Source organism: Sporosarcina limicola, assembly GCF_014873855.1.
GTDB classification, from domain to species: domain Bacteria; phylum Bacillota; class Bacilli; order Bacillales_A; family Planococcaceae; genus Sporosarcina; species Sporosarcina limicola.
Map to the genome: position 1 here is coordinate 19,701 of NZ_JADBEL010000028.1, position 23,827 is coordinate 43,527.

The 23,827-nt window shown below is 40.2% G+C and carries 23 protein-coding genes; 8 read left to right on the top strand and 15 right to left on the bottom strand.

Annotated features, from left to right (window positions below; all coding sequences use genetic code 11):
• Complete coding sequence (gene rpsF, locus H4683_RS17630; RefSeq protein WP_192600148.1) at positions 1 to 288, bottom strand: 30S ribosomal protein S6; 288 nt, start codon at positions 286 to 288, stop codon at positions 1 to 3.
• A 146-nt stretch (positions 289 to 434) separates the two neighbouring features.
• On the opposite strand from rpsF, the gene H4683_RS17635 reads away from it, so the two are divergent.
• Positions 435 to 992, top strand: a complete 558-nt coding sequence (locus tag H4683_RS17635) for a DUF3267 domain-containing protein (protein ID WP_225942193.1) — start codon at positions 435 to 437, stop codon at positions 990 to 992.
• 66 nt (positions 993 to 1,058) lie between these two features.
• Here H4683_RS17635 and ychF read toward each other — a convergent pair whose 3' ends face one another.
• From ychF to H4683_RS17650, 3 genes are all read right to left on the bottom strand, one after another.
• A complete protein-coding gene (ychF, locus tag H4683_RS17640; RefSeq protein ID WP_192600149.1) occupies positions 1,059 to 2,159 on the bottom strand; it encodes a redox-regulated ATPase YchF in 1,101 nt (366 codons plus the stop codon).
• Between the two features lie 122 nt (positions 2,160 to 2,281).
• Entirely contained in the window at positions 2,282 to 2,479 is a 198-nt protein-coding gene (locus H4683_RS17645; protein WP_192600150.1) for a DUF951 domain-containing protein, read from the bottom strand.
• Between the two features lie 33 nt (positions 2,480 to 2,512).
• Positions 2,513 to 3,391, bottom strand: coding sequence for a mechanosensitive ion channel family protein (locus H4683_RS17650; protein ID WP_338062496.1), 879 nt, complete (start codon positions 3,389 to 3,391; stop codon positions 2,513 to 2,515).
• A 118-nt stretch (positions 3,392 to 3,509) separates the two neighbouring features.
• Here H4683_RS17650 and yyaC point away from each other — a divergent pair, with 118 nt between their 5' ends.
• A complete protein-coding gene (yyaC, locus tag H4683_RS17655; protein WP_192600151.1) occupies positions 3,510 to 4,067 on the top strand; it encodes a spore protease YyaC in 558 nt (185 codons plus the stop codon).
• Here the strand turns inward: yyaC and H4683_RS17660 are convergent.
• The 11 genes from H4683_RS17660 to rpmH form a co-directional block, all read right to left on the bottom strand.
• Positions 4,062 to 4,766 (bottom strand): DUF554 domain-containing protein, encoded by a 705-nt coding sequence (locus tag H4683_RS17660; protein ID WP_192600152.1) that lies wholly within the window; start codon positions 4,764 to 4,766, stop codon positions 4,062 to 4,064. The two genes, yyaC and H4683_RS17660, sit on opposite strands and share 6 nt — an antisense overlap.
• A gap of 63 nt (positions 4,767 to 4,829) precedes the next feature.
• The gene (locus tag H4683_RS17665; protein WP_192600153.1) at positions 4,830 to 5,669 is read right to left on the bottom strand and encodes a ParB/RepB/Spo0J family partition protein; all 840 of its coding nucleotides are present in this window, start codon (positions 5,667 to 5,669) and stop codon (positions 4,830 to 4,832) included.
• Complete coding sequence (locus tag H4683_RS17670) at positions 5,662 to 6,423, bottom strand: ParA family protein (protein WP_192600154.1); 762 nt, start codon at positions 6,421 to 6,423, stop codon at positions 5,662 to 5,664. The genes H4683_RS17665 and H4683_RS17670 overlap by 8 nt, the downstream gene beginning before the upstream one ends.
• Positions 6,424 to 6,541: 118 nt before the next feature.
• Positions 6,542 to 7,405, bottom strand: coding sequence for a nucleoid occlusion protein (gene noc / locus H4683_RS17675; protein WP_192600155.1), 864 nt, complete (start codon positions 7,403 to 7,405; stop codon positions 6,542 to 6,544).
• Between the two features lie 166 nt (positions 7,406 to 7,571).
• Positions 7,572 to 8,285, bottom strand: a complete 714-nt coding sequence (rsmG, locus tag H4683_RS17680; RefSeq protein WP_192600156.1) for a 16S rRNA (guanine(527)-N(7))-methyltransferase RsmG — start codon at positions 8,283 to 8,285, stop codon at positions 7,572 to 7,574.
• Positions 8,286 to 8,345: 60 nt separating this feature from the next.
• A complete protein-coding gene (mnmG, locus tag H4683_RS17685) occupies positions 8,346 to 10,235 on the bottom strand; it encodes a tRNA uridine-5-carboxymethylaminomethyl(34) synthesis enzyme MnmG (RefSeq protein WP_192600157.1) in 1,890 nt (629 codons plus the stop codon).
• A gap of 25 nt (positions 10,236 to 10,260) precedes the next feature.
• Positions 10,261 to 11,646 carry a tRNA uridine-5-carboxymethylaminomethyl(34) synthesis GTPase MnmE gene (gene mnmE, locus H4683_RS17690; protein ID WP_192600158.1) on the bottom strand — a complete coding sequence of 462 codons (1,386 nt, stop codon included), beginning with the start codon at positions 11,644 to 11,646 and terminating at the stop codon, positions 10,261 to 10,263.
• Between the two features lie 247 nt (positions 11,647 to 11,893).
• On the bottom strand, positions 11,894 to 12,649 hold the full coding sequence (gene jag, locus H4683_RS17695) for an RNA-binding cell elongation regulator Jag/EloR (RefSeq protein ID WP_192600159.1): 756 nt from the start codon (positions 12,647 to 12,649) through the stop codon (positions 11,894 to 11,896).
• A complete protein-coding gene (gene yidC, locus H4683_RS17700) occupies positions 12,646 to 13,410 on the bottom strand; it encodes a membrane protein insertase YidC (protein ID WP_192600160.1) in 765 nt (254 codons plus the stop codon). The genes jag and yidC overlap by 4 nt, the downstream gene beginning before the upstream one ends.
• Positions 13,411 to 13,494: 84 nt before the next feature.
• A complete protein-coding gene (gene rnpA, locus H4683_RS17705) occupies positions 13,495 to 13,839 on the bottom strand; it encodes a ribonuclease P protein component (RefSeq protein ID WP_192600161.1) in 345 nt (114 codons plus the stop codon).
• 96 nt (positions 13,840 to 13,935) lie between these two features.
• Complete coding sequence (gene rpmH / locus H4683_RS17710) at positions 13,936 to 14,070, bottom strand: 50S ribosomal protein L34 (RefSeq protein WP_192600162.1); 135 nt, start codon at positions 14,068 to 14,070, stop codon at positions 13,936 to 13,938.
• A 505-nt stretch (positions 14,071 to 14,575) separates the two neighbouring features.
• Between rpmH and dnaA the strand changes: the two genes are divergently transcribed.
• The 6 genes from dnaA (at position 14,576) to gyrA (ending at position 23,285) form a co-directional block, all read left to right on the top strand.
• Positions 14,576 to 15,925, top strand: coding sequence for a chromosomal replication initiator protein DnaA (dnaA, locus tag H4683_RS17715; protein ID WP_192600163.1), 1,350 nt, complete (start codon positions 14,576 to 14,578; stop codon positions 15,923 to 15,925).
• A gap of 166 nt (positions 15,926 to 16,091) precedes the next feature.
• On the top strand, positions 16,092 to 17,228 hold the full coding sequence (gene dnaN, locus H4683_RS17720) for a DNA polymerase III subunit beta (RefSeq protein ID WP_192600164.1): 1,137 nt from the start codon (positions 16,092 to 16,094) through the stop codon (positions 17,226 to 17,228).
• A 98-nt stretch (positions 17,229 to 17,326) separates the two neighbouring features.
• Positions 17,327 to 17,566: a S4 domain-containing protein YaaA gene (gene yaaA, locus H4683_RS17725; RefSeq protein WP_192600165.1), complete on the top strand. Its 240-nt coding sequence runs from the start codon at positions 17,327 to 17,329 to the stop codon at positions 17,564 to 17,566.
• Positions 17,556 to 18,674 carry a DNA replication/repair protein RecF gene (gene recF, locus H4683_RS17730; RefSeq protein WP_192600170.1) on the top strand — a complete coding sequence of 373 codons (1,119 nt, stop codon included), beginning with the start codon at positions 17,556 to 17,558 and terminating at the stop codon, positions 18,672 to 18,674. Before yaaA ends, recF begins: the two co-directional genes overlap by 11 nt.
• Positions 18,675 to 18,774: 100 nt before the next feature.
• Positions 18,775 to 20,697, top strand: a complete 1,923-nt coding sequence (gene gyrB, locus H4683_RS17735; RefSeq protein ID WP_192600171.1) for a DNA topoisomerase (ATP-hydrolyzing) subunit B — start codon at positions 18,775 to 18,777, stop codon at positions 20,695 to 20,697.
• A 44-nt stretch (positions 20,698 to 20,741) separates the two neighbouring features.
• Positions 20,742 to 23,285, top strand: coding sequence for a DNA gyrase subunit A (gyrA, locus tag H4683_RS17740; RefSeq protein ID WP_192600166.1), 2,544 nt, complete (start codon positions 20,742 to 20,744; stop codon positions 23,283 to 23,285).
• Positions 23,286 to 23,827: the final 542 nt, after the last annotated feature.

The window sequence follows — 23,827 nt, forward strand, 5'->3', positions numbered from 1 at the left end:
TTAGTTTTCAATGCGAACAGTCATATGACGAAGGATATCTTCGTTGATGTTTGCAAGACGTGTAAATTCATCGATTGCTTCAGAGCCAGCGTTTACCTTTACAAGCTGGTAAAAACCTTCACGCAAGTCGTCAATTTCGTAGGCAAGACGGCGTTTGCCCCACTCTTTCGACTCGATGATTTCCGCACCATTAGAAATAAGTGCTCCATCAAAGCGTTCAATTAACGCTTTTTTCGCTTCATCTTCTACCGTTGGACGGATGATATACATGATTTCGTACTTTCTCATCTTCAGTCACCTCCTTATGGACTTAGGCCCTGCTGATTTCAGCGGGCAAGGAGCAAGTAATTTATTACTCACATTAGTTTATACTAACATAACGGAACTAACCTTTCAACCATTTTCTTGTATACTTACTTAAAGAGGTGGTTTTATTGAATGAAATTCATGAACCTGACAAAGTAATTGCAATTGATTTACCGCGAGTTTCTAAACAGAGTCTACTTATTTCTTTGGCAGCATTATTTATTCTTTTCGCTTTAAATGCTGGCATTAAACGTAGCTTGTCGTTCAACATTACATTTTGGAATCTTTTTTTGTTTGTTGCCGGATATATTATCCTTATCGTTCTTCATGAACTATTCCATTTGCTTGGTTTTCGTCTATTTGGAAGGGTGCCCTGGAAAAAGATGATTGTCGGGGTAAATTTAAAACTGGGTATTGCCTATGCCACTACTGACCAATTAATGACGAACAAGGCTATCCGAAAGGCACTGTTACTCCCCTTTTGGATGACCGGTGTCGTACCTGCAGTTGTCGGTATATATTTTGGTCATGGTGTGCTTATCAGTTTATCCGCCCTATTGATTGGCGGTGCTGCTGGTGACTTTGCAATGTATAAGCAGCTATTTAAACTACCGGATGATTGGCTTGTGAGAGATGATCCTAAATTGCCGCGACTATATGTTTATTCACCGAATCGGATAATCTAATCTGCCAATAATAGAAAAAAGTCGAACCATGATCCTTAGAAATCCTGGTTCGGCTTAATTTTTCTATTAGACATTAAAACGGAATAGCATGACATCGCCGTCTTTAACGACATATTCTTTTCCTTCGAGACGGACTTTACCCGCCTCTTTTGCCGCAACCATAGAACCCGCTTCGACAAGTGCTTCGTATGCAACTGTTTCGGCACGGATGAACCCTCGTTCAAAATCGGTATGAATAATACCAGCACATTGTGGTGCTTTCATCCCTTTACGAAACGTCCAAGCACGGACTTCCTGTACCCCCGCTGTAAAGTATGTTGCAAATCCAAGTAATTGATATGCAGCTTTAATGAGTTGGTCAAGGCCTGATTCTTCTATGCCCAGTTCCTCAAGGAACATTTCCTTTTCCTCATCTTCAAGTTCAGCCATCTCTTCCTCGATTTTTGCACAAACTACGATTACCTGTGCATTGTCATTTTCTGCGAATTTACGAACTGTTTTGACATATTCATTATTATCCGCGTTCCCTATTTCATCTTCAGCAACATTGGCGACATATAACATCGGTTTAATTGTTAAAAGGTGCATCCCTTTGACAAGGTTGTATTCCTCGTCCGTGAACTCGACTGAGCGAGCCGGTTTCTCGTCCTCAAATGCTTCCCTCAATTTAATTAATACAGGTTCTTCTGCCATCGCTTCTTTTTCTTTCTGCTTCGCCATTTTCGAAACACGCATCAACCGTTTTTCAACACTTTCCATGTCCGCAAGAATTAACTCAAGATTAATAATTTCAATATCATCAATCGGATCCACTTTCCCAGATACATGTGTAATATTTTCGTCAACAAAACAGCGGACAACTTGGCAGATTGCATCCACATCACGTATATGAGAAAGGAATTTATTTCCTAGACCCTCCCCTTTACTCGCTCCTTCAACGATTCCCGCAATATCCGTAAATTCGAATGCAGTGGGTACTGTTTTCTTCGGTGTAACGAGTTCTGTTAGTTTTTGAAGTCGTTCATCAGGTACCTCAACAATTCCTACGTTTGGATCTATTGTACAAAACGGATAGTTTGCCGCCTCTACTCCGGCCTTGGTAATTGCATTAAATAGTGTCGATTTCCCTACATTCGGAAGACCTACGATGCCAGCTGTTAACGCCATTCGTTCCACAACCTTTCATTTATATTAATTATTCGTTTATCTCCTACACAACTCTATCATTATAAGGACAACAGCCCTAGATGTCCATTCGCATTCTAAGGATAGCACAGAGTTTCGAATGTTCAAGATTCAGACTTAACAAGCACTTTTTTCATCTTCTTAGAGAATTCGTTGCGCGGAATCATGACGCTATGCCCACACCCTTCACATTTGACACGGATGTCCGCGCCCATCCGGATGACTTTCCACGCATTCGTTCCACATGGATGTTGCTTTTTCATTTCCACAATATCATTCAAATTGAATTCTTTTACTTCCATTCTTCATTCACAACCCTTTCCTTTATATATGGTCTATACATCGGTAAGTGATTTCGTCACTAGATTCGGATACGGGATAGTGATGCCTTCCTTCTCTAGATAATCTTTCAATCCGATGCCAATCAATCTTGCGCAATCATAATGCCGCATCGGTTTCGTTTCCGCAATGATGCGGACAATCATTTCCGTTTCCGTAAAATCATGCGCTCCAATGAGTTTCGGCTTGTTAATAAAATCTGCTTTATCCTGCGAAACAATGGTGAGATAATATTCAATCAGTTTTTCCGTTCGATTCACCTCGACGTCAAATGGGATTGACACATCAACGATTGCTAGCGAATTTTCCAGAGAGTAATTCACCACTTGAATAATGGAGCCATTTGGCAATATATATATTTCACCTGTGAAGCTTTTGATTTTCGTTGTCCGCAACCCGATTTCTTCCACATATCCTTCAGCTATCCCAATCTTTACATAGTCCCCAACAGAAAATTGATCTTCAAAGAGGATGAAAAAACCTGTGATCACATCTTTCACTAAGCTTTGCGCTCCAAATCCGACAGCAAGTCCAAGCACTCCTGCCCCAGCTAATAGTCCTTTTACATCTATATCAAATTCCGTCAATACAGCAAGAATTGCAGAAAAATAAACTACATATGATATCGTGTTTTCCAATAGCTTCAGCAACGTATTCTCACGCCGCTCCGATTTACGAATCGGCCCCTTCAACTTCAATCTGAAAAGGCGGCGAATGATTACCTTACCGATTTTCACGGCAAGTACAGCAAATATAAGTATTAACACGATTCTTAGTGAGGTCGTACCCAGGTCAATCCAAAACTTTTGACTGAACAAAACCTTCTCCAATTTTTCTGCCTCTTCGGTTACATTCACCTTAGTAGTTAGATTCACAATTCTCCCCCTTCCGTATAATTGGCCTTCAATAAGCGTAGACTCGATTAGATCGTTTATTCAACCTACTGGATCTTATTCCAGTAACCCAGACTACTAACAGAAATGGGGTCATTTCATGCGAGCCACTCTTCCTTCAACATACGATTACCGAATCCACTACCAGGATATAGGAGCTGTTTGGAAATTAAGCACATTTTTTCTCCAACACATTCCTTTTGATACAGAAGAACTTATTTTTTTCTGCATCGGAACCGACCGCTCCACCGGTGATGCACTCGGTCCATTGACGGGTTCCCATCTTTCCGAATCTAGACTATTTCCCTTTCCAATAGTTGGGACACTAGAAAGACCATTGCACGCACTCAATCTGCAACAAAAGATTGATGAGACACGTCTGTCTAATCCCTCTGCCTTCATCGTCGCAATCGATGCTTGCCTTGGACAAGGCAGCTCAATCGGTCACGTACTCTTCCACAACGGTCCTATTCAGCCGGGTAAAGCTGTCGGGAAAGAACTACCGCCTATCGGAGATGTAGCTATTAAAGGTGTCGTCAACATTGCAGGTTTTATGGAACATGCTGTCCTGCAAAGCACACGTTTACACCTTCCGTTTGAAATGAGTCGGGTAGTTGCCCGTGCGCTGCAACTCGCCTACGGTCGCCATCATTCATAGAATATGAACGATGCCGACCACAATTCCGACGACAAAAATAGCCGGAATAAAATTAGCAACCCTTATTTTCGTCAACCCAATCAGATTCAAACCAATAGCCAGTATCATTAAGCCACCAGTCGCTGTCATTTCAGAGATGAAGTAACTAAGCAATTCATCCGGAATGAAACGACTGATTTGGGTCGACAATAATGTAATTATTCCTTGATAAAGAAAGACAGGTATAGCAGCGAAAGCGACTCCGATTCCAAGTGTTGAACTCAAAATGATAGATGTGAAACCATCAATAATCCCTTTCATGACTAAGACATCATGATCATTTCGCAATCCACTGTCAGTTGCACCGATAATCGCCATTGAGCCCACGGCAAAAATAAGCGTTGCCGTAACAAAACCTTGTGCTATACCTGGACCTTTTTTGCTTGTCGGCAGTTTTCTTTCTATCCAGTGTCCAAATTGGTTCACTTTTTTGTCAATATCCATCCATTCACCCAGAACCGCCCCAATGACGATACTAACAATGACGATTAAAATCTGAGAACTCTCAAACGTCATTTGTATACCGATGACCGTAACAGCGAGCCCAATACCATACATGACGGTTTCTTTCACCCGTTCGGGGATATTATGTAAAAACCGACCTACAAATGCACCTACAATTATTAACAAAACGTTCACTATCGTTCCAAATAAAACCAAATCATCACTTCCGACCATTAAAAATAATACCTATTTTGCACACTCCGCAAAATAGGTATGTACTTATTCATTCAACAACTCAAGAATTCTTTCTAGATCATCTTCAGAAAAGAAATCGATTTCGATTTTCCCTTTATTCTTTGTCTTCTTAATTGTTACACTTGTACCGAAGTAGTCGCGTAGCTTCGACTCATGTTCTGCTAAAAATAGTTCTTGCTTCTTTTCAGGTTTTGTTTCACGTGGAACATCTTCATTCATTCTTTGGATAAGTCTTTCAAGTTGGCGAACGTTAAATCCTTCCTTTAATACACGCTCCGCTACAAGGGGGATTTGTTCTTTCTTACGAAGACTCAATAATGTTCTGCCATGTCCCATTGAAAGTTTTCCCTTAGAAATATAATTCCTTATCTTTTCAGGTAATGAAAGTAAACGAACATGATTTGCAATATGTGGTCTGCTTTTACCTAGTCTGAATGCTAGCTGTTCTTGAGTAAGTCCTAAGTTTTCCATAAGATTATGATAAGCTTCTGCTTCCTCAATCGGTGTCAAGTCTTCCCTTTGTAAGTTTTCAAGAATTGCAAGTTCCATCGATTCTTCATCCGTAAATACACGTACTACTGCCGGAACTTCCTGCAACCCAGCCATTTTAGCGGCGCGAAAACGTCTTTCACCTACTACTATTTCATATGTCATTCCTATTTTTCGCAATATTATTGGTTGAAGTATTCCGTGTTCTTTAATCGAAGCACTTAATTCTTCAATTGCATTTTCATCAAATGTTTTTCTGGGCTGGTACGCATTTGCTTTAATACTCTTCACATGAATATGTTCGACAGTCTCTGCTTTTGACAGTGACTCTCCGGGAAATAAAGCATTCAATCCTTTTCCAAGGCCTTTAGCCATTGTGCACCACTTCCTTTGCCAACTCTACATATACTTCTGCTCCTCTAGATTTTGAATCATAAATAATAATCGGTTCTCCATGACTAGGCGCTTCACTCAGACGTATATTTCGTGGAATGATTGTTTTGTACACTTTATCCTGAAAATACTTCTTCACTTCTTCGATAACTTGAATTCCTAAATTCGTTCTTGCATCAAACATTGTAAGCAAGACACCATCAATCATCAAATGTTCATTTAAATGTTTTTGGACAAGTCGAACTGTACTTAATAATTGGCTCAATCCCTCCAATGCGTAGTATTCACATTGAACAGGTATTATGATTGAGTCCGATGCAGTTAATGCATTTATCGTCAGTAATCCAAGTGACGGTGGACAATCGATAAGTACATAATCGTATAATTCTTTCGCTTCCTGAATTGCATGTTTCATCCTTACTTCTCTTGAAATTGTCGAGACTAACTCAATTTCTGCTCCTGCCAATGAAATTGTTGCTGGAACGACATCAAGATTTTTCACCTTTGTTGGACGGATTACATCTTTAATGTTGACATCATCTATTAATACATCGTAAATACATTGTTGAACATCTCCTTTGTTAACACCTACTCCACTTGTTGCATTCCCTTGCGGATCTGTATCAATTAGAAGAACCTTTTTGCCTATATGAGCAAGGCAAGCACTTAAATTTACGGATGTTGTCGTTTTTCCGACCCCCCCTTTTTGATTGGCGATTGCTATAATTCTGCCCATGCTTGCACCTGCTTTCCAACTCTTGATATTTCATTCTATTCTAGTTTATCAAATAATCAGTACATGTGGGGCTTTTATGTAGAAAAAAACTCTTGCTTCAGTCTAGCAAGAGTTTTTATTACTTATTCTTTGGAATTTTTACTGTTATTGTGTAAAAATCCTCAGAATCCTCTTCTTCAGTCTTCACATCTATCCCACTTTTCGTAACTAGAACTAATGATTGTCTGATTGTATTGAGGGCTATTCGTACATCTTTACTAACCGATTTTCTTCGTGGGGCTCTTTTTTTCTGTTTTACTTCCTCTTCAGGATTCAGTAGCTGTTGAATTCTATTTTCAAGCTGTTTCACATTCAGTTGATGTTCAATAACTTCTTTATAAAGTTGAAGTTGTAAATCACTATCTTTTAATGGAATCAATGCACGCGCATGACGCTCAGATAATTCTTTTCTCATGATTGCATTTTTTATATCCTCAGGCAGTTTCAATAGACGTAATTTGTTTGCAACTGTCGATTGCCCTTTTCCAAGTCTTTGTGCCAGTGCTTCTTGTGTCAAGGAATGTAGTTCAAGAAGCTTTTTATAAGCATATGCTTCTTCAATCGCAGTCAATTCTTCACGTTGCAAGTTTTCGATAAGAGCAATTGATGCCGTTTCTTTATCATCTAATTCTCTTATGATGGCAGGTACTTCTGTCCAGCCAAGTTTTTTCATAGCCCGGTATCTGCGTTCTCCAGCAATGATTTCATATTGATTTCCATTGATTTTACGGATAACAATCGGTTGGATGACACCATGTGTGTGAATTGTCCTAGCAAGTTCCTCAATCTTTTCCTCGGAGAAGACTGTTCGAGGTTGATATTTATTAGGCACTATGGAATCTATTTCTACTTGTTCAATTATTTCTTGCTGACGAACCCCACTTATTTGTGGAGGTTCCTCTTTTTCTCCACTGCCAAAAAAACGCGAAAAAGGACTCTTCATTCTCTACACCACCCTTTTCAAGACTATTCCCTATTTCTATCTTAATTCGGCATAGAGATAATATATCCTCTTTACCTATTGTTCCACGTGAAACAATTTAATTTAATTCAGTAGGGGTTCAAACCCCGACTGAGTTAAGTTAAATCCTCCGGCGTATTTGATCAAATTAAATTGGCGACTTATTTGGAACTCCAGGTTTGCGAGGATACTTTTTAGGAGTTATTTTTTCCTTTTTAAACACAAATAACTTCCGTTCACTATTTTCAATCGGCAAAGTGAATGTATGTTGTTCTTTTATGACTGCACCCAAGACGTTAATCGCTTTCTTTGCATCTTTAAGCTCGTCAATTGCTGCTGCACCCTTCATAGAAACAAATATACCACCTTGTCTAACTAAGGGTAAACATAATTCGGAAAGAACGGAAAGACGTGCAACTGCACGTGCAGTGACAACATCAAATTTTTCACGGTACTTGGGATTTTGTCCGAAATCCTCAGCCCTAGCATGAACAAACTGCACGTTATCAAGGTTCAATTCCTCAGCTAGGAAAGTTAGAAAACCAATTCTTTTATTCAACGAATCAACTATAGTTACATCGAGATTTGGGTAACATATCTTTAAAGGAATACTTGGAAAACCTGCGCCTGCTCCCACATCACAAATCGTTTTTCTTTCGCTAAAGTCGATATAAAAGGCAGCAGTAATCGAATCGTAAAAATGTTTAAGATAAACCGATGGTGCATCCGTAATGGCTGTCAAATTCATCTTTTCATTCCATTCGACTAAAAGTTCGAAGTACCGGTTAAACTGCGTTATTTGTGTTTCATTTAATTCGATTCCTTGTTCTTTTAATGCGATTACAAATTGCTCTTCATTCATCAATATTGCCCCCTTGTAAAAAAACTGATACGGAAATAACATCCGCATCAGTCTAACAACTTAGCCTGATACTTTAGCAATTTTCCCATGTTCGATATAAACCAGAAGAATTGCAATATCCGCCGGATTAACGCCTGATATGCGAGATGCTTGAGCGATGGATAATGGTCTTACTTCATTCAACATGCTCTTCGCTTCTGTCGCAATACCAGATATCGCATTATAATCGATATTCTCAGGAATTTTTTTATTTTCTAATCTCTTCATCTTATCAACTTGTTGCAATGATTTCCCAATATAACCTTCATATTTAATGAATATTTCAACTTGTTCTTGTACATCTTCAGATACTTTCTCATCTGGTGGGATGATTCTTTCAATTTGCCCATATTTTATTTCAGGACGCTTCAAAAGATCTACCGCTTTCATTGGTTCCCTTAACTCTGCACTTCCCGTTTCACGGAGAATTTCTTGAACTCGTTCATTAGGTTTAATCGTCATTTTTCGAAGCCTTTTAATTTCTTCTTCAATCTGCTGTTTCTTTACAAGATAAGCTTCATATCGTTCTTCGCTAATCAACCCTAATTCATATCCCACTTCAGTTAGGCGCATATCTGCATTATCGTGACGTAATAAAAGACGGTACTCAGCACGCGAGGTGAGGAGCCTATATGGTTCACTTGTTCCTTTTGTAACAAGGTCATCAATAAGTACACCGATGTAAGCATCTGCACGCCCTAGAACACGTTCTCCTTTGCCTAACACATAAGAAGCGGCGTTGATGCCTGCCATAATGCCTTGTGCAGCGGCTTCTTCATATCCTGAAGTTCCGTTAATTTGACCTGCAGTATATAGATTACGAATTTTCTTCGTCTCGAGTGTTGGCCATAGCTGTGTTGGAACAATTGCATCATATTCAATTGCATAGCCGGCTCGCATCATTTCTGCCTTTTCTAGTCCAGGAACACTTTCAACCAACATTCTCTGAACATGTTCAGGTAAACTTGTCGATAATCCTTGTACGTATACTTCGTTCGTATTTCGACCCTCAGGCTCTAAGAAAATCTGATGACGTGATTTATCAGCAAATCGGACAATCTTATCTTCAATAGATGGACAATAGCGTGGCCCTTTTCCTTTAATCATCCCAGAATACATGGGCGATAAGTGAAGATTTTCATTGATAATTTCATGTGTTCTAGGTGATGTATGTGTAAGCCAACATGGTAATTGATCCATGATGAACTCTGTTGTTTCATAACTGAATGCCCGTGGTACATCATCACCTGGTTGGATTTCAGTTTTGCTATAATCGATTGTTCTGCTATTGACGCGTGGCGGTGTACCTGTTTTGAACCTAACTGTATCAAATCCAAGTTCTCTCAAGTTATCTGCTAACCCAATTGAAGGCATCTGATTATTTGGTCCACTTGAATACTTCAAATCCCCGATTATAATTTCACCACGGAGGAAAGTCCCTGTTGTTACAATGACCGTTTTTGCATGGTACACTGCCCCTACTTGAGTGATAAGACCTTTGACTTCCCCGTCTTCCACAATCAATTCTTCAACTATACCTTGATGGAGAGTCAGGTTTTTCTGTTCTTCTAGAAGTCGTTTCATTTCTTGTTGGTACAGGACTTTATCAGCTTGTGCACGAAGCGCACGTACCGCGGGTCCCTTTCCTGTATTCAACATCCGCATTTGGATATGTGTTTTGTCAATGACTTTCCCCATCGCTCCACCTAGTGCATCAATTTCACGGACAACAATCCCTTTTGCAGGACCACCGAGTGACGGATTACACGGCATAAAGGCAATCATATCTAGGTTCATTGTAAGTACAAGAGTTGATGCACCCATCCTTGCGGCGGATAACGCTGCCTCAACACCGGCATGACCGGCTCCGATAACTATACAATCGAACGTGCCTGCTTCAAATTTTGGCATGTTCTTCTATCCTTCCTTCTATTATCTATTTTCCGAGACAAAATTGTGCAAACAGTTGGTTTATCAAACTTTCTTGGACAGTGTCCCCGATTATTTCACCAAGGATTTCCCATGTCCGGGTGACATCTATCTGAATCATATCCACTGGGACACCTGCTTCTGCAGCATTTATTGCATCCTCAATTGTCGCCCGCGCATTGTGTAATAACGCGATATGTCTTGCGTTTGAAACATATGTTAAATCACCTGATTCGATATTTCCTTCAAAAAAAAGTCCGGCGATTGCTTCTTCTAATTCGTCCACACCCTCGTCCTTTAGAAGCGAGGTTGTGACAACTTTTCCGTTACCGACTAGTTCCATCACTTTTGGTAGATTTATTTTTTGTGGAAGGTCGGTCTTGTTGATAACGACAATTGTATCCATTCCTGACACCGCTTCGAAAAGCCGGATATCTTCCTCCGGTAATTCTTCGGAACTATCGAGAACCAAGAGAATGAGATCTGCCTCTTTTAACACTTGCCTCGATCTTTCGACACCGATCCGCTCAACGATATCTTCCGTTTCTCGGATTCCAGCAGTATCAACAAGGCGAAGTGGCACCCCTCGCACGTTGACGTACTCTTCAATAATATCACGCGTCGTCCCTGCTATGTGGGTAACAATGGCTTTATTTTCTTGCACAAGGCTATTCAACAATGAAGATTTCCCTACGTTTGGTCTTCCTATAATGACGGTTGACAGCCCTTCACGAAGAATTTTACCTTGTGAAGAGGTGTGTAATAACTTATCGATTTCACTTTTCACCCATGTACTTTTTTCAATCATAAGAGGAACTGTCATTTCTTCGACATCGTCATATTCGGGATAATCGATATTTACTTCAACTTGTGCCAACGTCTCAAGAAGCGCTTGTCTTAATTCCCCGACCAATCTCGAAAGTTTTCCTTCCATTTGATTCAAAGCAACGTTCATAGCACGATCCGTTTTTGCGCGGATTAGATCCATAACTGCTTCAGCTTGTGATAAATCCACACGTCCATTGAGAAATGCACGCTTCGTGAATTCACCTGGCTCTGCAAGACGAGCTCCTTCTTTTAGTACAAGCTGTAATACCCGCTTGACAGTAACAAGTCCTCCGTGACAGTTCACCTCAACGACATCTTCACGTGTAAATGTCTTCGGTGCCTTCATAAGGGACACCATCACTTCTTCGACAATTTCACCTGATATAGGGTCAGTCAAATGACCGTAATGGATTGTATGTGATTTTTCTTCTTTTAGTTTTTTACCCGACGGTGAACGAAAAATATAATCTACAATTTGGACTGCTTCATCCCCACTTAGCCTAACTATCGCAATCGCCCCTTCCCCCATCGGAGTGGAAATGGCAGCTATTGTATCAAAATGCATATGCTTCACCTTACTTTCTTAGTTACTCACATGTGGATAACCTATTCCAGACACGACTCTCTAACATAATATACTATCACAAATCAGATCATCCTCATAGTATCCCTACTGAAAAAATGTGGATAAACGAAAATGGAAAACTATCCACAAATCGAAATTTCCACCAGTAAATATTTTACTGCACATAAATTTAGTATAAAAAAATTCCACAAAGATGAAATACGTCTTTGTGGAATTTCCATTATTCTTAGCGCATCGCTTCAATAACGAGATACCGATGTGGGTCAGATCCCTCGGAATAGGTTTCAATATCCAATCGATTTGATAAAGCATTATGAATGACTTTTCTTTCGTACGAAGGCATTGGCTCTAGTTGGACTTTGCGACCTGTACGAGCTGCTTTATCTGCCATTCTCTCAGCAAGTTGTTCCAATGATTGTTCTCGTCTTTCTCGGTAATCACCGACGTCAACCCGAACCATTTTGAATTGATTGGAAGTTTTATTTGTTACCAGTTGAGATAGTTGCTGTAAGGCGTTCAATGTTTGTCCACGTTTACCGATTAAAAGTGCTGCCTTGGCACTCTCCAGTTGGAAGGTGACATATTTACCATGAATTTCATGACTCACTTGAAGATCATCTATACCCATTCCCACTGCAACACTTTTTAAGTATTGCTCAGTGTCTTCTATTGCAACTTCATCAGATAAGCCTTCTACACATACCTCCTCTTGTTTTACAGAAGGTTTAGTAGATTCGATTTCTAAATGTTGTGAAATTTCTATGTCATTCACAACTTCCACTATTTCTTCAAAGACGGAAGGTTTATTCACGTCTACGGTGGTTACAATCACTTCAGCTTCTTTTGCACCAAAACCGAGAAATCCTTTTTTCCCTTTATCGATTACTTCGACTTCCACTTCATCACGCGTCACGCTGAGTGCTATTAATGCTTCTGAGATTGCCAATTCCACCGTGGCGCCCCTTCGCGTCATCCTTGTCATTTTCTTTTGCCTCCCACTTTTACAGGCTCCACTTCTTTTTTCTTAAATGGTTTGTAAATGAAGATATTTTGAATGATTGAAATGAAGTTACCAATTACCCAGTAAAGTGCAAGTGCTGCCGGAAGGAATGAACCAAAAATCATAATCATGAAAGGCATGATATACATCATCACTTTCATTTGTGGATTGTCCATCGCTGGTCCGGTTCGAAGAACGACAAATTGCATTAAACCGGCTAAAACAGCAAATGTAATACTTGGTGCTGCCAATTCAAACCAAAGAAACTTCCCGATGTCGTATGTGACGTTCATTCGGCTGATAGCGTGGTAAAAACCGAAGAGAATTGGCATTTGAATTAGGACGGGTAAACAGCCCGCCGCGGGATTGATTTTCCGTTCCGACATAATTTTTTGCATTTCTTCACGGTACTTCTGTTGAGTGACAGCGTCTTTCGACTTGTACTTCTCTTTAAGTGCCTTCAGTTCAGGTTGAATTTCTTGCATCCGCTTCGAGCTTTTTGTCTGCTTTATCATCAAAGGTAATAAAACAAGTCTTATGATGATGGTTACTGCAATAATTGCGAATCCATAAGATCCAAGTAAATCTTTGAATGTCGTGATAAGAGAAACTAATGGCCATACGACATATTCATTCCAAAATCCTTCACTATCTTTGTAGATTGGTTTATTAAATTCTGAACACCCTGCCAGGAATATGGATAGAGCCGTTAACATAAGTACAAGTCCTAATTTCTTTTTCAAATTGGTTCCCCCAAATCGTATCTTCTTTAATAGTGAAGTTATATTGGCTAATAATTTCATTTTATCATTTTAAATTCAATCATTCTACTTCTTCTTTAGTACACGTGCAATCCGTAACACATGTTGTAAGTTTTTTTTAGTTTCATGAAAATCCAGTGTGGCCGCCTGATGTCTGGCGATGATAACATAATCCATATCATTTCGAAGCTCTTCCTTCATTTCTAGAAAGGATTGTCTTAAATAGCGTTTAATTCGGTTTCTTGTTACTGCATTCCCTACTTTTTTGCTAACGGAAAGGCCAATCCTGAATTCCAGTTGCTCTTCTTTCCTATAGAAGTAAACGACAAATTGCCGATTAGCGAACGACTTCCCTTTTTTGAATACCTGCTGGAACTCTTCATTTTTCTTGATCCGTTGGCGTTTATTCATATCATGCACCTACTCCGTCACTATAATTATACGTAAAATAATAGTTCAAATTGAACCTTCTCCTAAAAAAAAAAGACCACTGAGATAACAGTGGCCTTATGCTGAAAGCACTTTTCTTCCTTTGCGTCGACGAGCTGCAAGAACTCTACGTCCGCTTTTCGTGCTCATTCTCGCACGGAAGCCGTGAACTTTACTACGTTTACGTTTATTTGGTTGGTAAGTACGTTTCATCTTTTAAGACACCTCCTGCGTTGATTGTCTATTTACATATGTGACAGTCTTGACTAGTATATCGAGGTTTCATAGTAAATGTCAACCTTTTTTTATCTAGTTGTCAACCCGTATTTCTCCCCCCTGAATTTCACCTTACAAAGTTATCCACACTTCCACCAACTTTTTTACGATGACGTTGTGCATACCTTTTTTGTTTGTTTTTTTACTCAACGTGCTTATCTACATCTTTTTCACATACCAAGGCCTGTGGATAAAGGATTCATCCACATCCCTCTTCATTGTGGATAAACCATGAGAGTCCTTGTAATGCTTATCATTTCCTGTTACAATGAAATGGATTTTGTTTGTGTATATAATTTCATAAATATTTGTTATCCACAAGTGTTGATAGGTTGTGGATAATTTTTTCAACAAATTTGTATAAATGTTATCCACACGAGCAGATTATGTGTATAATACATATCTTCAGGCTTTTAATCTTCATTGTAAAGGAGGCACAGTATTGGAACACTTAGAAGAATTATGGATTGAAGTATTATCAAAGGTTGAACAAAAAATTTCAAGACCTAGTTTTGAAACCTGGCTAAAGTCAACAAAATTGATTTCATACGGTGAAGAAAATGTTACAATCGCCGCACCGAATTCATTCGCGAAAGACTGGCTTGAAAGCCATTATGTACATCTCATTACTGGTATTCTGTCTGAGCTCACCGGTGAAGACCGGATTATTCATTTTATTGTTCCAAAAAATATGGAAGAAAATGATTTCATGTTACCTAAATCTACTATCAATCCGGTAGAAAAAGTAAAATCGGCGTCAACACCTGGCATGCTTAATTCAAAATATACATTCGACACATTCGTGATTGGTTCAGGAAACCGTTTCGCCCACGCAGCATCGCTTGCTGTCGCTGAAGCGCCTGCAAAAGCCTACAATCCATTGTTTATCTATGGAGGAGTTGGGCTTGGAAAGACCCACTTAATGCATGCAATTGGACATTATGTACTTGAACAGGACCCATCAGCGAAAGTCGTCTATCTTTCATCCGAAAAGTTTACGAATGAATTCATTAACTCAATCCGTGATAACAAAGCCGTCGAGTTTCGGGATCGATATCGTAACGTTGATGTGCTTCTAATAGATGATATTCAATTCCTCGCTGGAAAAGAACAAACACAGGAAGAGTTTTTCCATACATTCAATACACTCCACGAGGAATCAAAACAAATCGTCATTTCAAGTGATCGCCCTCCAAAAGAAATCCCGACACTTGAAGATCGGCTTAGATCTCGTTTTGAATGGGGACTTATTACAGATATAGCACCTCCAGACTTAGAGACACGAATCGCCATATTGCGTAAAAAAGCGAAAGCGGATGGACTTATTGATATCCCTAACGAAGTGATGCTATACATTGCGAACCAAATTGACTCGAATATTCGTGAACTCGAAGGCGCACTCATACGAGTAGTCGCTTATTCATCACTTGTCAATACAGATATTAATACTGATCTTGCTGCTGAAGCACTTAAAGATATCATTCCTAACTCAAGACCGCGTACAGTAACAATTCTTGATATACAAAAAGCTGTGGGAGAACATTTCAATATTCGACTGGAAGATTTCACTGCAAAAAAAAGAACAAGGGCAATAGCATTTCCTCGTCAAGTTGCTATGTACTTATCTAGAGAACTTACAGACTCCTCCTTACCTAAAATCGGATCAGAATTCGGTGGCCGAGATCACTCTACTGTCATACATGCGCACGAAAAGATTTCAAAAATGCTGAAAGATGAACAGGCACTTCAACAAGACGTCCAAGATATAAAGAATGTACTTGGACGAGGCTGATCTGTGGATAACATGAAGTGAAAGATGCATACTCATAAACAGGTTATACACATGTGGAAAACGTTCTTACCGCTGATAAATTTCGGGTTATCCACTTTTCCACAGGCCCTACTACTATTACTACTACTTTTATTAATAACTAATATTATATAAGCGAGGGTATGGAATGAAATTTGAAATCATGAGGGACCGGTTGCTTGACGGATTGAGCGACGTAATGAAAGCAATTAGTCAAAAGGTAGCGATTCCGATTCTAACTGGAATCAAAATCGAAGTAAATGACACTGGAATAACTATGACAGGTAGTGATTCTGATATAACAATATGCACCTTCATTCCAGCTGAGGAAGATGGAGAACAAATTATTCGCATCGTAGAAAAAGGGAGTATCGTTTTACAAGCAAGGGTTTTTAGTGAAATTGTGAGAAAACTACCAACGAATGATGTGACAATAGAAGTTGCAAATGGATTACAAACCAAAATTCAATCTGGAAAATCTGATTTTCATTTGATTGGACTAGATGCGGAAGATTATCCGGTATTACCCGTAGTGAAGGATGAATATAGTTTTTCATTACCTTCTGATTTAATGAAATCAATCATTCGGGAAACTGTATTCGCTGTTTCTCAACAAGAAACGAGACCAGTTTTGACAGGCGTTCATTGGGAAGCCAATGAACGCGGTCTTTCTTGTGTCGCAACGGATAGCCACAGATTGGCAAGAAGACTGACTATGCCCGAGGAAATGCCTGCGGTACCTTTTAGTGTTGTAATTCCAGGAAAAAGTTTACAAGAGTTAAATAAAATCTTACCGGAAAATACGGAACCTGTAGAAATTGTTATTGCCGATCAACAGGTGTTATTCAAAACACGGAATGTCCTATTCTATTCACGATTACTGGAGGGCAATTATCCAGATACTTCTCGCCTGATACCGATTGAGTATAAAACGACAGTAATCGTAAATGGCCGTCTACTCCTTCAAGCGATTGACAGGGCTTCCTTGCTTGCTCGCGAAGAACGGAATAATATTGTTCGGTTTTCCGCGGATGAAGGGAAAGTCATTGAAATTTCTTCTAATTCGCCGGAAGTCGGTAAAGTTGAAGAATTGGTCGAAGCAATTGGGGTAACAGGAGAAGATTTAAAACTTTCCTTTAGTGCAAAATATATGATGGATGCGTTGAAAGCAATTGATGGACAAGATGTTTCAATCCAATTTGCCGGAGCGATGCGACCATTCATCTTAAAATCAGTTGAAGACGACTCGATATTGCAACTAATTCTACCTGTACGGACATACTAAACCTCGAAGGATAGTCACTTATTGGACTATCCTTTTTACTTACGGTTGAAAGTTAGGTAAAATGAGAGGATATACTAACTTGAAAAGGGTTGAGGCAGATGGAAGAGCTTGAAATTAATACTGAATTCATAACACTTGGTCAAATTTTAAAAATGACGGATGCAATCAGTTCTGGCGGTATGGCCAAGTGGTTTCTTGAAGAACATGTAGTCTATGTCAACGATGAGGAGGAAAAACGCCGTGGGAAAAAACTCCGTGATGGAGATATCGTAAATATTCCGGGAGTCGGTAAATATAAAGTGAATGGCATTCCGAATGGACAAACGGATGTACATTGAACGGCTTGTATTAACCGATTATCGGAATTATACATCCCTTGATCTACCGTTTTCTCCACAAATAAATGTCCTGATTGGTGAGAATGCGCAGGGAAAGACAAATATTATGGAGGCGATTTATGTCCTCTCGATGGCAAAATCACACCGTACATCCAACGATCGCGAATTAATACGTTGGGACCAAGAATATGGTAAAATAGAAGGGGGCATTCAGCGTAAATATGGACGTCTTCCTCTAGAATTGATTATTTCTAAAAAAGGAAAGAAAGCCCGTGTCAATCATCTTGAACAGAAACGACTAAGTCTCTATATTGGTCAGTTAAATGTCGTCATGTTCGCTCCAGAGGATTTAAACCTTGTAAAAGGTAGTCCACAGGTACGCAGACGTTTTCTTGATATGGAAATCGGTCAAATTTCACCAGTCTATCTACATGACCTCACAACATTTCAAAGGATTCTGAAACAGCGTAATGCTTTGTTGAAAAGTAATCGGGGTAAACTGGAACTCAATGATGTTATGTTTGATGTTTATACAGAGCAGTATATTCAAGTAGCAGTACAAATTATTCGTAAACGATTTTATTTCATGGAACTTTTACAGAAATGGGCAGAACCAATTCACAAGGGAATTTCCCGCGGAATTGAATCACTTAAAGTATCTTACGGGACGCTAAAAGAGTTCGATTCGGGACAGACCGTGGAACAAATGGAGTCGATACTGGGTCAGCGCTTACTTGAAGTGAAACGTCGCGAACTAGAACGCGGCATGACACTAGTTGGACCTCACAGAGACGACCTCCACTTTTTCGTGAACGGCTATGATATTCAGACTTATGGTTCGCAAGGACAGCAGCGGACGACGGCGCTGTCCCTTAAACTTGCGGAAATTGAGCTTGTGAAACAAGAAGTCGGGGAGACACCTGTACTTCTTTTGGATGATGTCCTGTCTGAACTTGATGATTACAGACAATCTCATCTTCTGAATACGATTCAGGGACAAGTACAGACAATCATCACAACAACGAATATAACAGGGATTGATCATGAAACAGTCCGTCAAGCGAATGTATTCAAAGTCGTGGCAGGAGTAGTAGCTAGAAATGGGTAATCATGATTGTGCCTATACTTTATTCTATTTCTGCTAATATAAAGGTGTCGTTTATTATGTAATGTTAGACGTTCAGAAAGGAATGGTGAACAGTTTGGCAATGGAAGAGAAAGATATACAGATGACCTATGATGCAAGTCAGATTCAAGTTCTTGAAGGGCTAGAAGCTGTCCGTAAACGACCAGGCATGTATATCGGGACAACGAGTTCGAAAGGGCTTCACCATCTTGTTTGGGAAATTGTTGACAATAGTATAGACGAGGCACTAGCTGGCCATTGTGATCACATTGAAGTAACAATTGAAAAAGATGACTGGATCCGTGTAGATGATAATGGTCGTGGAATTCCGGTTGGTACTCAGGAGTCCACGGGCAGGCCTGCCGTGGAAGTTATCATGACTGTACTCCATGCCGGAGGTAAATTCGGCGGTGGCGGTTATAAAGTTTCAGGAGGACTGCATGGTGTGGGTGCTTCCGTCGTCAATGCATTGTCCGAAACAACGGAAGTGTATGTCAGACGTGATGGTAAAGTCCATTTCATTCAGTTCAAACGTGGAGATCTGACGCAAGAACTTTGCGTGGTAGGTGAAAGTGATGAAACTGGGACAAGAACCCGTTTCAAAGCAGATGCTGAAATTTTTACAGAAACGACGACGTATGAGTACGATATTTTAGCAAACCGTCTACGGGAACTTGCTTATCTAAACCGCAGTCTTCGAATCACGATTGCGGATGAGCGAGGCGAAGAAGAACGGACTGACACTTATTATTATGAGGGCGGCATTAAATCGTATGTCGAACATCTAAATAAAAACAAAGAACCGATTCATGAAGAACCTATCTTTATCGAAGGTGAAAAAGATGGGATTTCGATTGAAATCGCAATGCAATACAATAGTGGTTACGCTGAAAATCTGTTTTCATTCGCCAACAATATCAACACATATGAAGGCGGTACACATGAGTCGGGCTTTAAGACTGCACTAACACGTGTTATTAATGACTATGCCAGGAAAAACGGTATGCTGAAAGAAGCAGATCCGAATTTGTCTGGAGATGATGTCCGTGAAGGTTTGACGGCCATCATCTCCATTAAACACCCAAATCCGCAATTTGAGGGACAGACAAAAACGAAACTTGGAAACTCAGAAGTGAGTACTATAACAAATTCGTTGTTTTCTGAAGGATTCCAACGATTCTTACTTGAAAATCCGACAACGGCACGTCAAGTCATCGATAAAAGTCTTATGGCAGCACGGGCACGACTTGCAGCCAAAAATGCACGTGAATTTACACGCCGTAAATCTGCACTTGAAGTATCCAGTCTTCCAGGGAAATTATCGGATTGCTCATCTCGTGATCCGGCTATAAGCGAACTATATATTGTTGAAGGAGATTCGGCGGGCGGTTCAGCAAAAAGTGGACGTGATCGTCATTTTCAAGCAATACTTCCACTTCGCGGAAAAATATTAAACGTTGAAAAGGCGCGACTTGACCGGATTTTAGGAAATACAGAAATCCGTGCGATGATTACGGCACTTGGTACAGGGATTGGCGATGAATTTAAACTTGAAAAGGCCCGTTATCATAAAATTGTCATCATGACTGATGCAGACGTCGACGGAGCACATATCCGTACACTTATGTTAACGTTTTTCTTCCGCTTTATGCGACCGCTTATCGAAGCAGGATACGTCTATATCGCCCAGCCACCGTTATATCGCGTGAAGCAAGGGAAAGTAGAAGAGTATTGCTATAAAGAGGAAGAGCTTCAAGTGATTATTAATCAAATGTCATCCACACCAAAACCGGTTATCACACGCTATAAAGGTCTTGGGGAAATGGATGCAACCCAATTATGGGATACAACGATGGATCCGGCCCAGCGCACATTGTTACAGGTGCAACTCGAAGATCCACTCGATGCTAATGCTACATGTGAACAGTTGATGGGCGACGACGTCGAGCCTAGACGTAAATTCATCGAAGATAACGCAATGTACGTGAAAAATCTAGACGCTTAATCTACATTTTTATAGGATCGTTGAGTTGAAAGGAGTTTACCAACATGGCAGATATGCCGAATCGTGGTGTCCAGGGGATTAACATAAGTACGGAAATGAAGGCTTCATTCCTTGATTATGCAATGAGTGTCATCGTTTCACGTGCCCTTCCCGATGTTAGGGATGGTTTGAAACCGGTCCACCGTCGTATTCTGTACGCGATGCAGGATCTTGGCAACACCGCCGATAAACCACATAAGAAATCCGCACGTATTGTCGGGGACGTCATCGGGAAGTATCACCCGCATGGTGATAGTGCCGTATACGAAACGATGGTACGGATGGCACAAGACTTCAACTATCGCCATATGCTTGTAGATGGTCACGGGAATTTCGGTTCCGTCGATGGGGACGCTGCAGCTGCGATGCGTTATACGGAATCACGTATGTCGCGAATCGCAATGGAACTTTTACGTGATATCAATAAAGATACAATTGATTATAAAGATAACTACGACGGACAAGAAAGGGAGCCAGTTGTTCTTCCTAGCCGTTATCCGAACTTGCTTGTCAATGGTACAACTGGGATTGCGGTAGGAATGGCGACCAACATCCCTCCCCATCATCTCGGAGAAACGATTGATGCTGTCTTGGCACTGGCCGACAATCCTGCCATTACGACAGAGGAACTGATGGAAATCATACCTGGTCCTGACTTTCCAACCGGAGGTATAATCCTTGGTCGCAGTGGAATAAGAAGAGCCTATGAAACGGGTCGAGGGTCTGTTGTCATCCGTGGTAAAGTCGAAATAGAACAACAATCAAACGGCAAGGAAACAATTATTGTCAATGAATTGCCCTTCCAAGTGAACAAAGCACGCCTAATTGAAAAAATTGCTGAACTTGTTCGCGATAAGAAAATTGACGGCATCACACATTTGGCAGACGAATCGGATCGAACAGGAATGCGAATTGTTATGGATGTGCGCCGCGACGCAAATGCCAATGTACTGTTGAACAACTTGTACAAGCAGACGGCATTACAATCAAGTTTTGGTGTCAACATGCTTGCACTTGTCGATGGCCAGCCGAAAATACTTGCACTAAAAGAAATTTTGTATCACTATCTCGAACACCAAAAGGTTGTCATTCGTAGACGTACACAATTCGAATTGAGAAAAGCGGAAGATCGTGCCCATATTTTAGAAGGGCTTCGTATCGCGCTTGATCATATCGATAAAATTATTGCGCTTATTCGCGCATCGAAAACTACGGATGAAGCCAAAACAGGATTGATTGACCAATTCGAGTTATCTGACCGTCAGGCACAGGCTATTCTCGATATGCGTCTTCAACGTTTGACAGGACTTGAACGCGACAAAATAGAAGATGAATACAACCAGCTCCAATTACTTATCGCTGAACTGCGTGCAATTCTTGCAGATGAAGAGAAGCTGATTGAAATTATCCGTGAAGAATTACTTGAAGTGAAAAACCGTTTTGCAGATAAACGAAGAACGGAAATCACGACAGGTGGCGCAGAAATGATCGAGGACGAAGATCTCATACCAGTCGAGAACTCCGTATTGACACTTACACATAACGGTTACATCAAACGCCTACCTGCCAACACATACCGTAGCCAACGTCGTGGCGGACGTGGGATACAAGGGATGGGAACGAATGATGATGACTTTGTCGAGCATCTCCTGAACACATCAACACATGATACGATTCTATTTTTCACGAGTAGGGGCCGTGTATTCCGTACGAAAGGCTATCAAGTACCTGAATTTAGCCGAACTGCGAAAGGACTGCCAATCATCAACCTATTAGGTGTCGATAAAGATGAGAAAGTAACAGCTATGATTCCCGTTGAGGAATTTGAAGCTGATAAATACTTATTCTTTGCTACCCGTAATGGTGTCGTCAAACGCACACCAATTGCTGAATTCGCCAATATCCGATCAAATGGATTAATCGCACTTACACTACGGGGAGACGATGAACTCATCGGTGTGAAGATGACAAATGGTGAGGAAAATATAGCTATTGGAACAAAGGATGGCATGCTAATTAAGTTCAATGAGACGGATATCCGTTCCATGGGTCGAATAGCTGGCGGCGTCCGTGGTATTCGTTTGCGAGAAGGTGATATTACAATTGGAATGGATACAGTCCAAGAAGGTGATGAAATCCTCGTTGTCACGGAAAAAGGTTTTGGAAAACGAACTCCTGAAGAGGAATATCGTATCCAATCACGCGGTGGTTACGGACTTAAAACATTGCATATAACAGAACGAAACGGTTTACTTGTAGCAATGAAAACAGTAGATGGCACGGAAGATCTTATGCTAATCACTATTAATGGCATTCTAATTCGCATGGACATACACGATATTTCCGTTATTGGCCGGAGTACACAAGGCGTACGTTTAATACGTCTCGGAGAAGATGAACTTGTTGCGACAGTTGCTAAAGTTGAAAAAGATGGCGAAGAAGACGAATTAAACGATAGTACTATTGAAGGAAGCGAAGATTCTTTCGAAAGTAATGAGGGGATAGTATCTTCATCTGAGACTATTGACGAAGAAGATTCCGAATCCTAATAATGAAGAAGTTATTGAAACGGTTGATTTTACCGTTTCGATAACTTCTTTTTTTGTATTATATATTGAAATGAGATGGGAGAAAGTTAACCTATTTATCATCTCCCTTCATTAAAGAGAAGTGAAATGTAATTCTACTTAGGGGAGTGAAAGAAACTTTTTTTGAAAAGGTATTGCATTTTATTCAATGAGCTGTTATATTTAATAACGTTGCACATCCGACAAACGAAAACAACGAAAAAGAAATTGAAAATAGTTGTTGACAAGAAGAGTGCAACTTGATATGATATAAGAGTTGCTGCTGAAACGATAGCAAACAACTAATAAGGAGTGTAACTTAATTCCTTTCAAATGAACCTTGAAAACTGAACAGCAAAACGTCAACGAAATACAGTTTGGGAAACCGGTTCTGCCGGTGGAACAAACACAATCGAATCTTCGGATTCAAAATTGACATTAACGAAAGATTGAAATATATCTTTCTTACTTAATGCCAGCAAAAAGAAATGAGCAATCATTTTCTTCCACTGGCGGTCGAGACG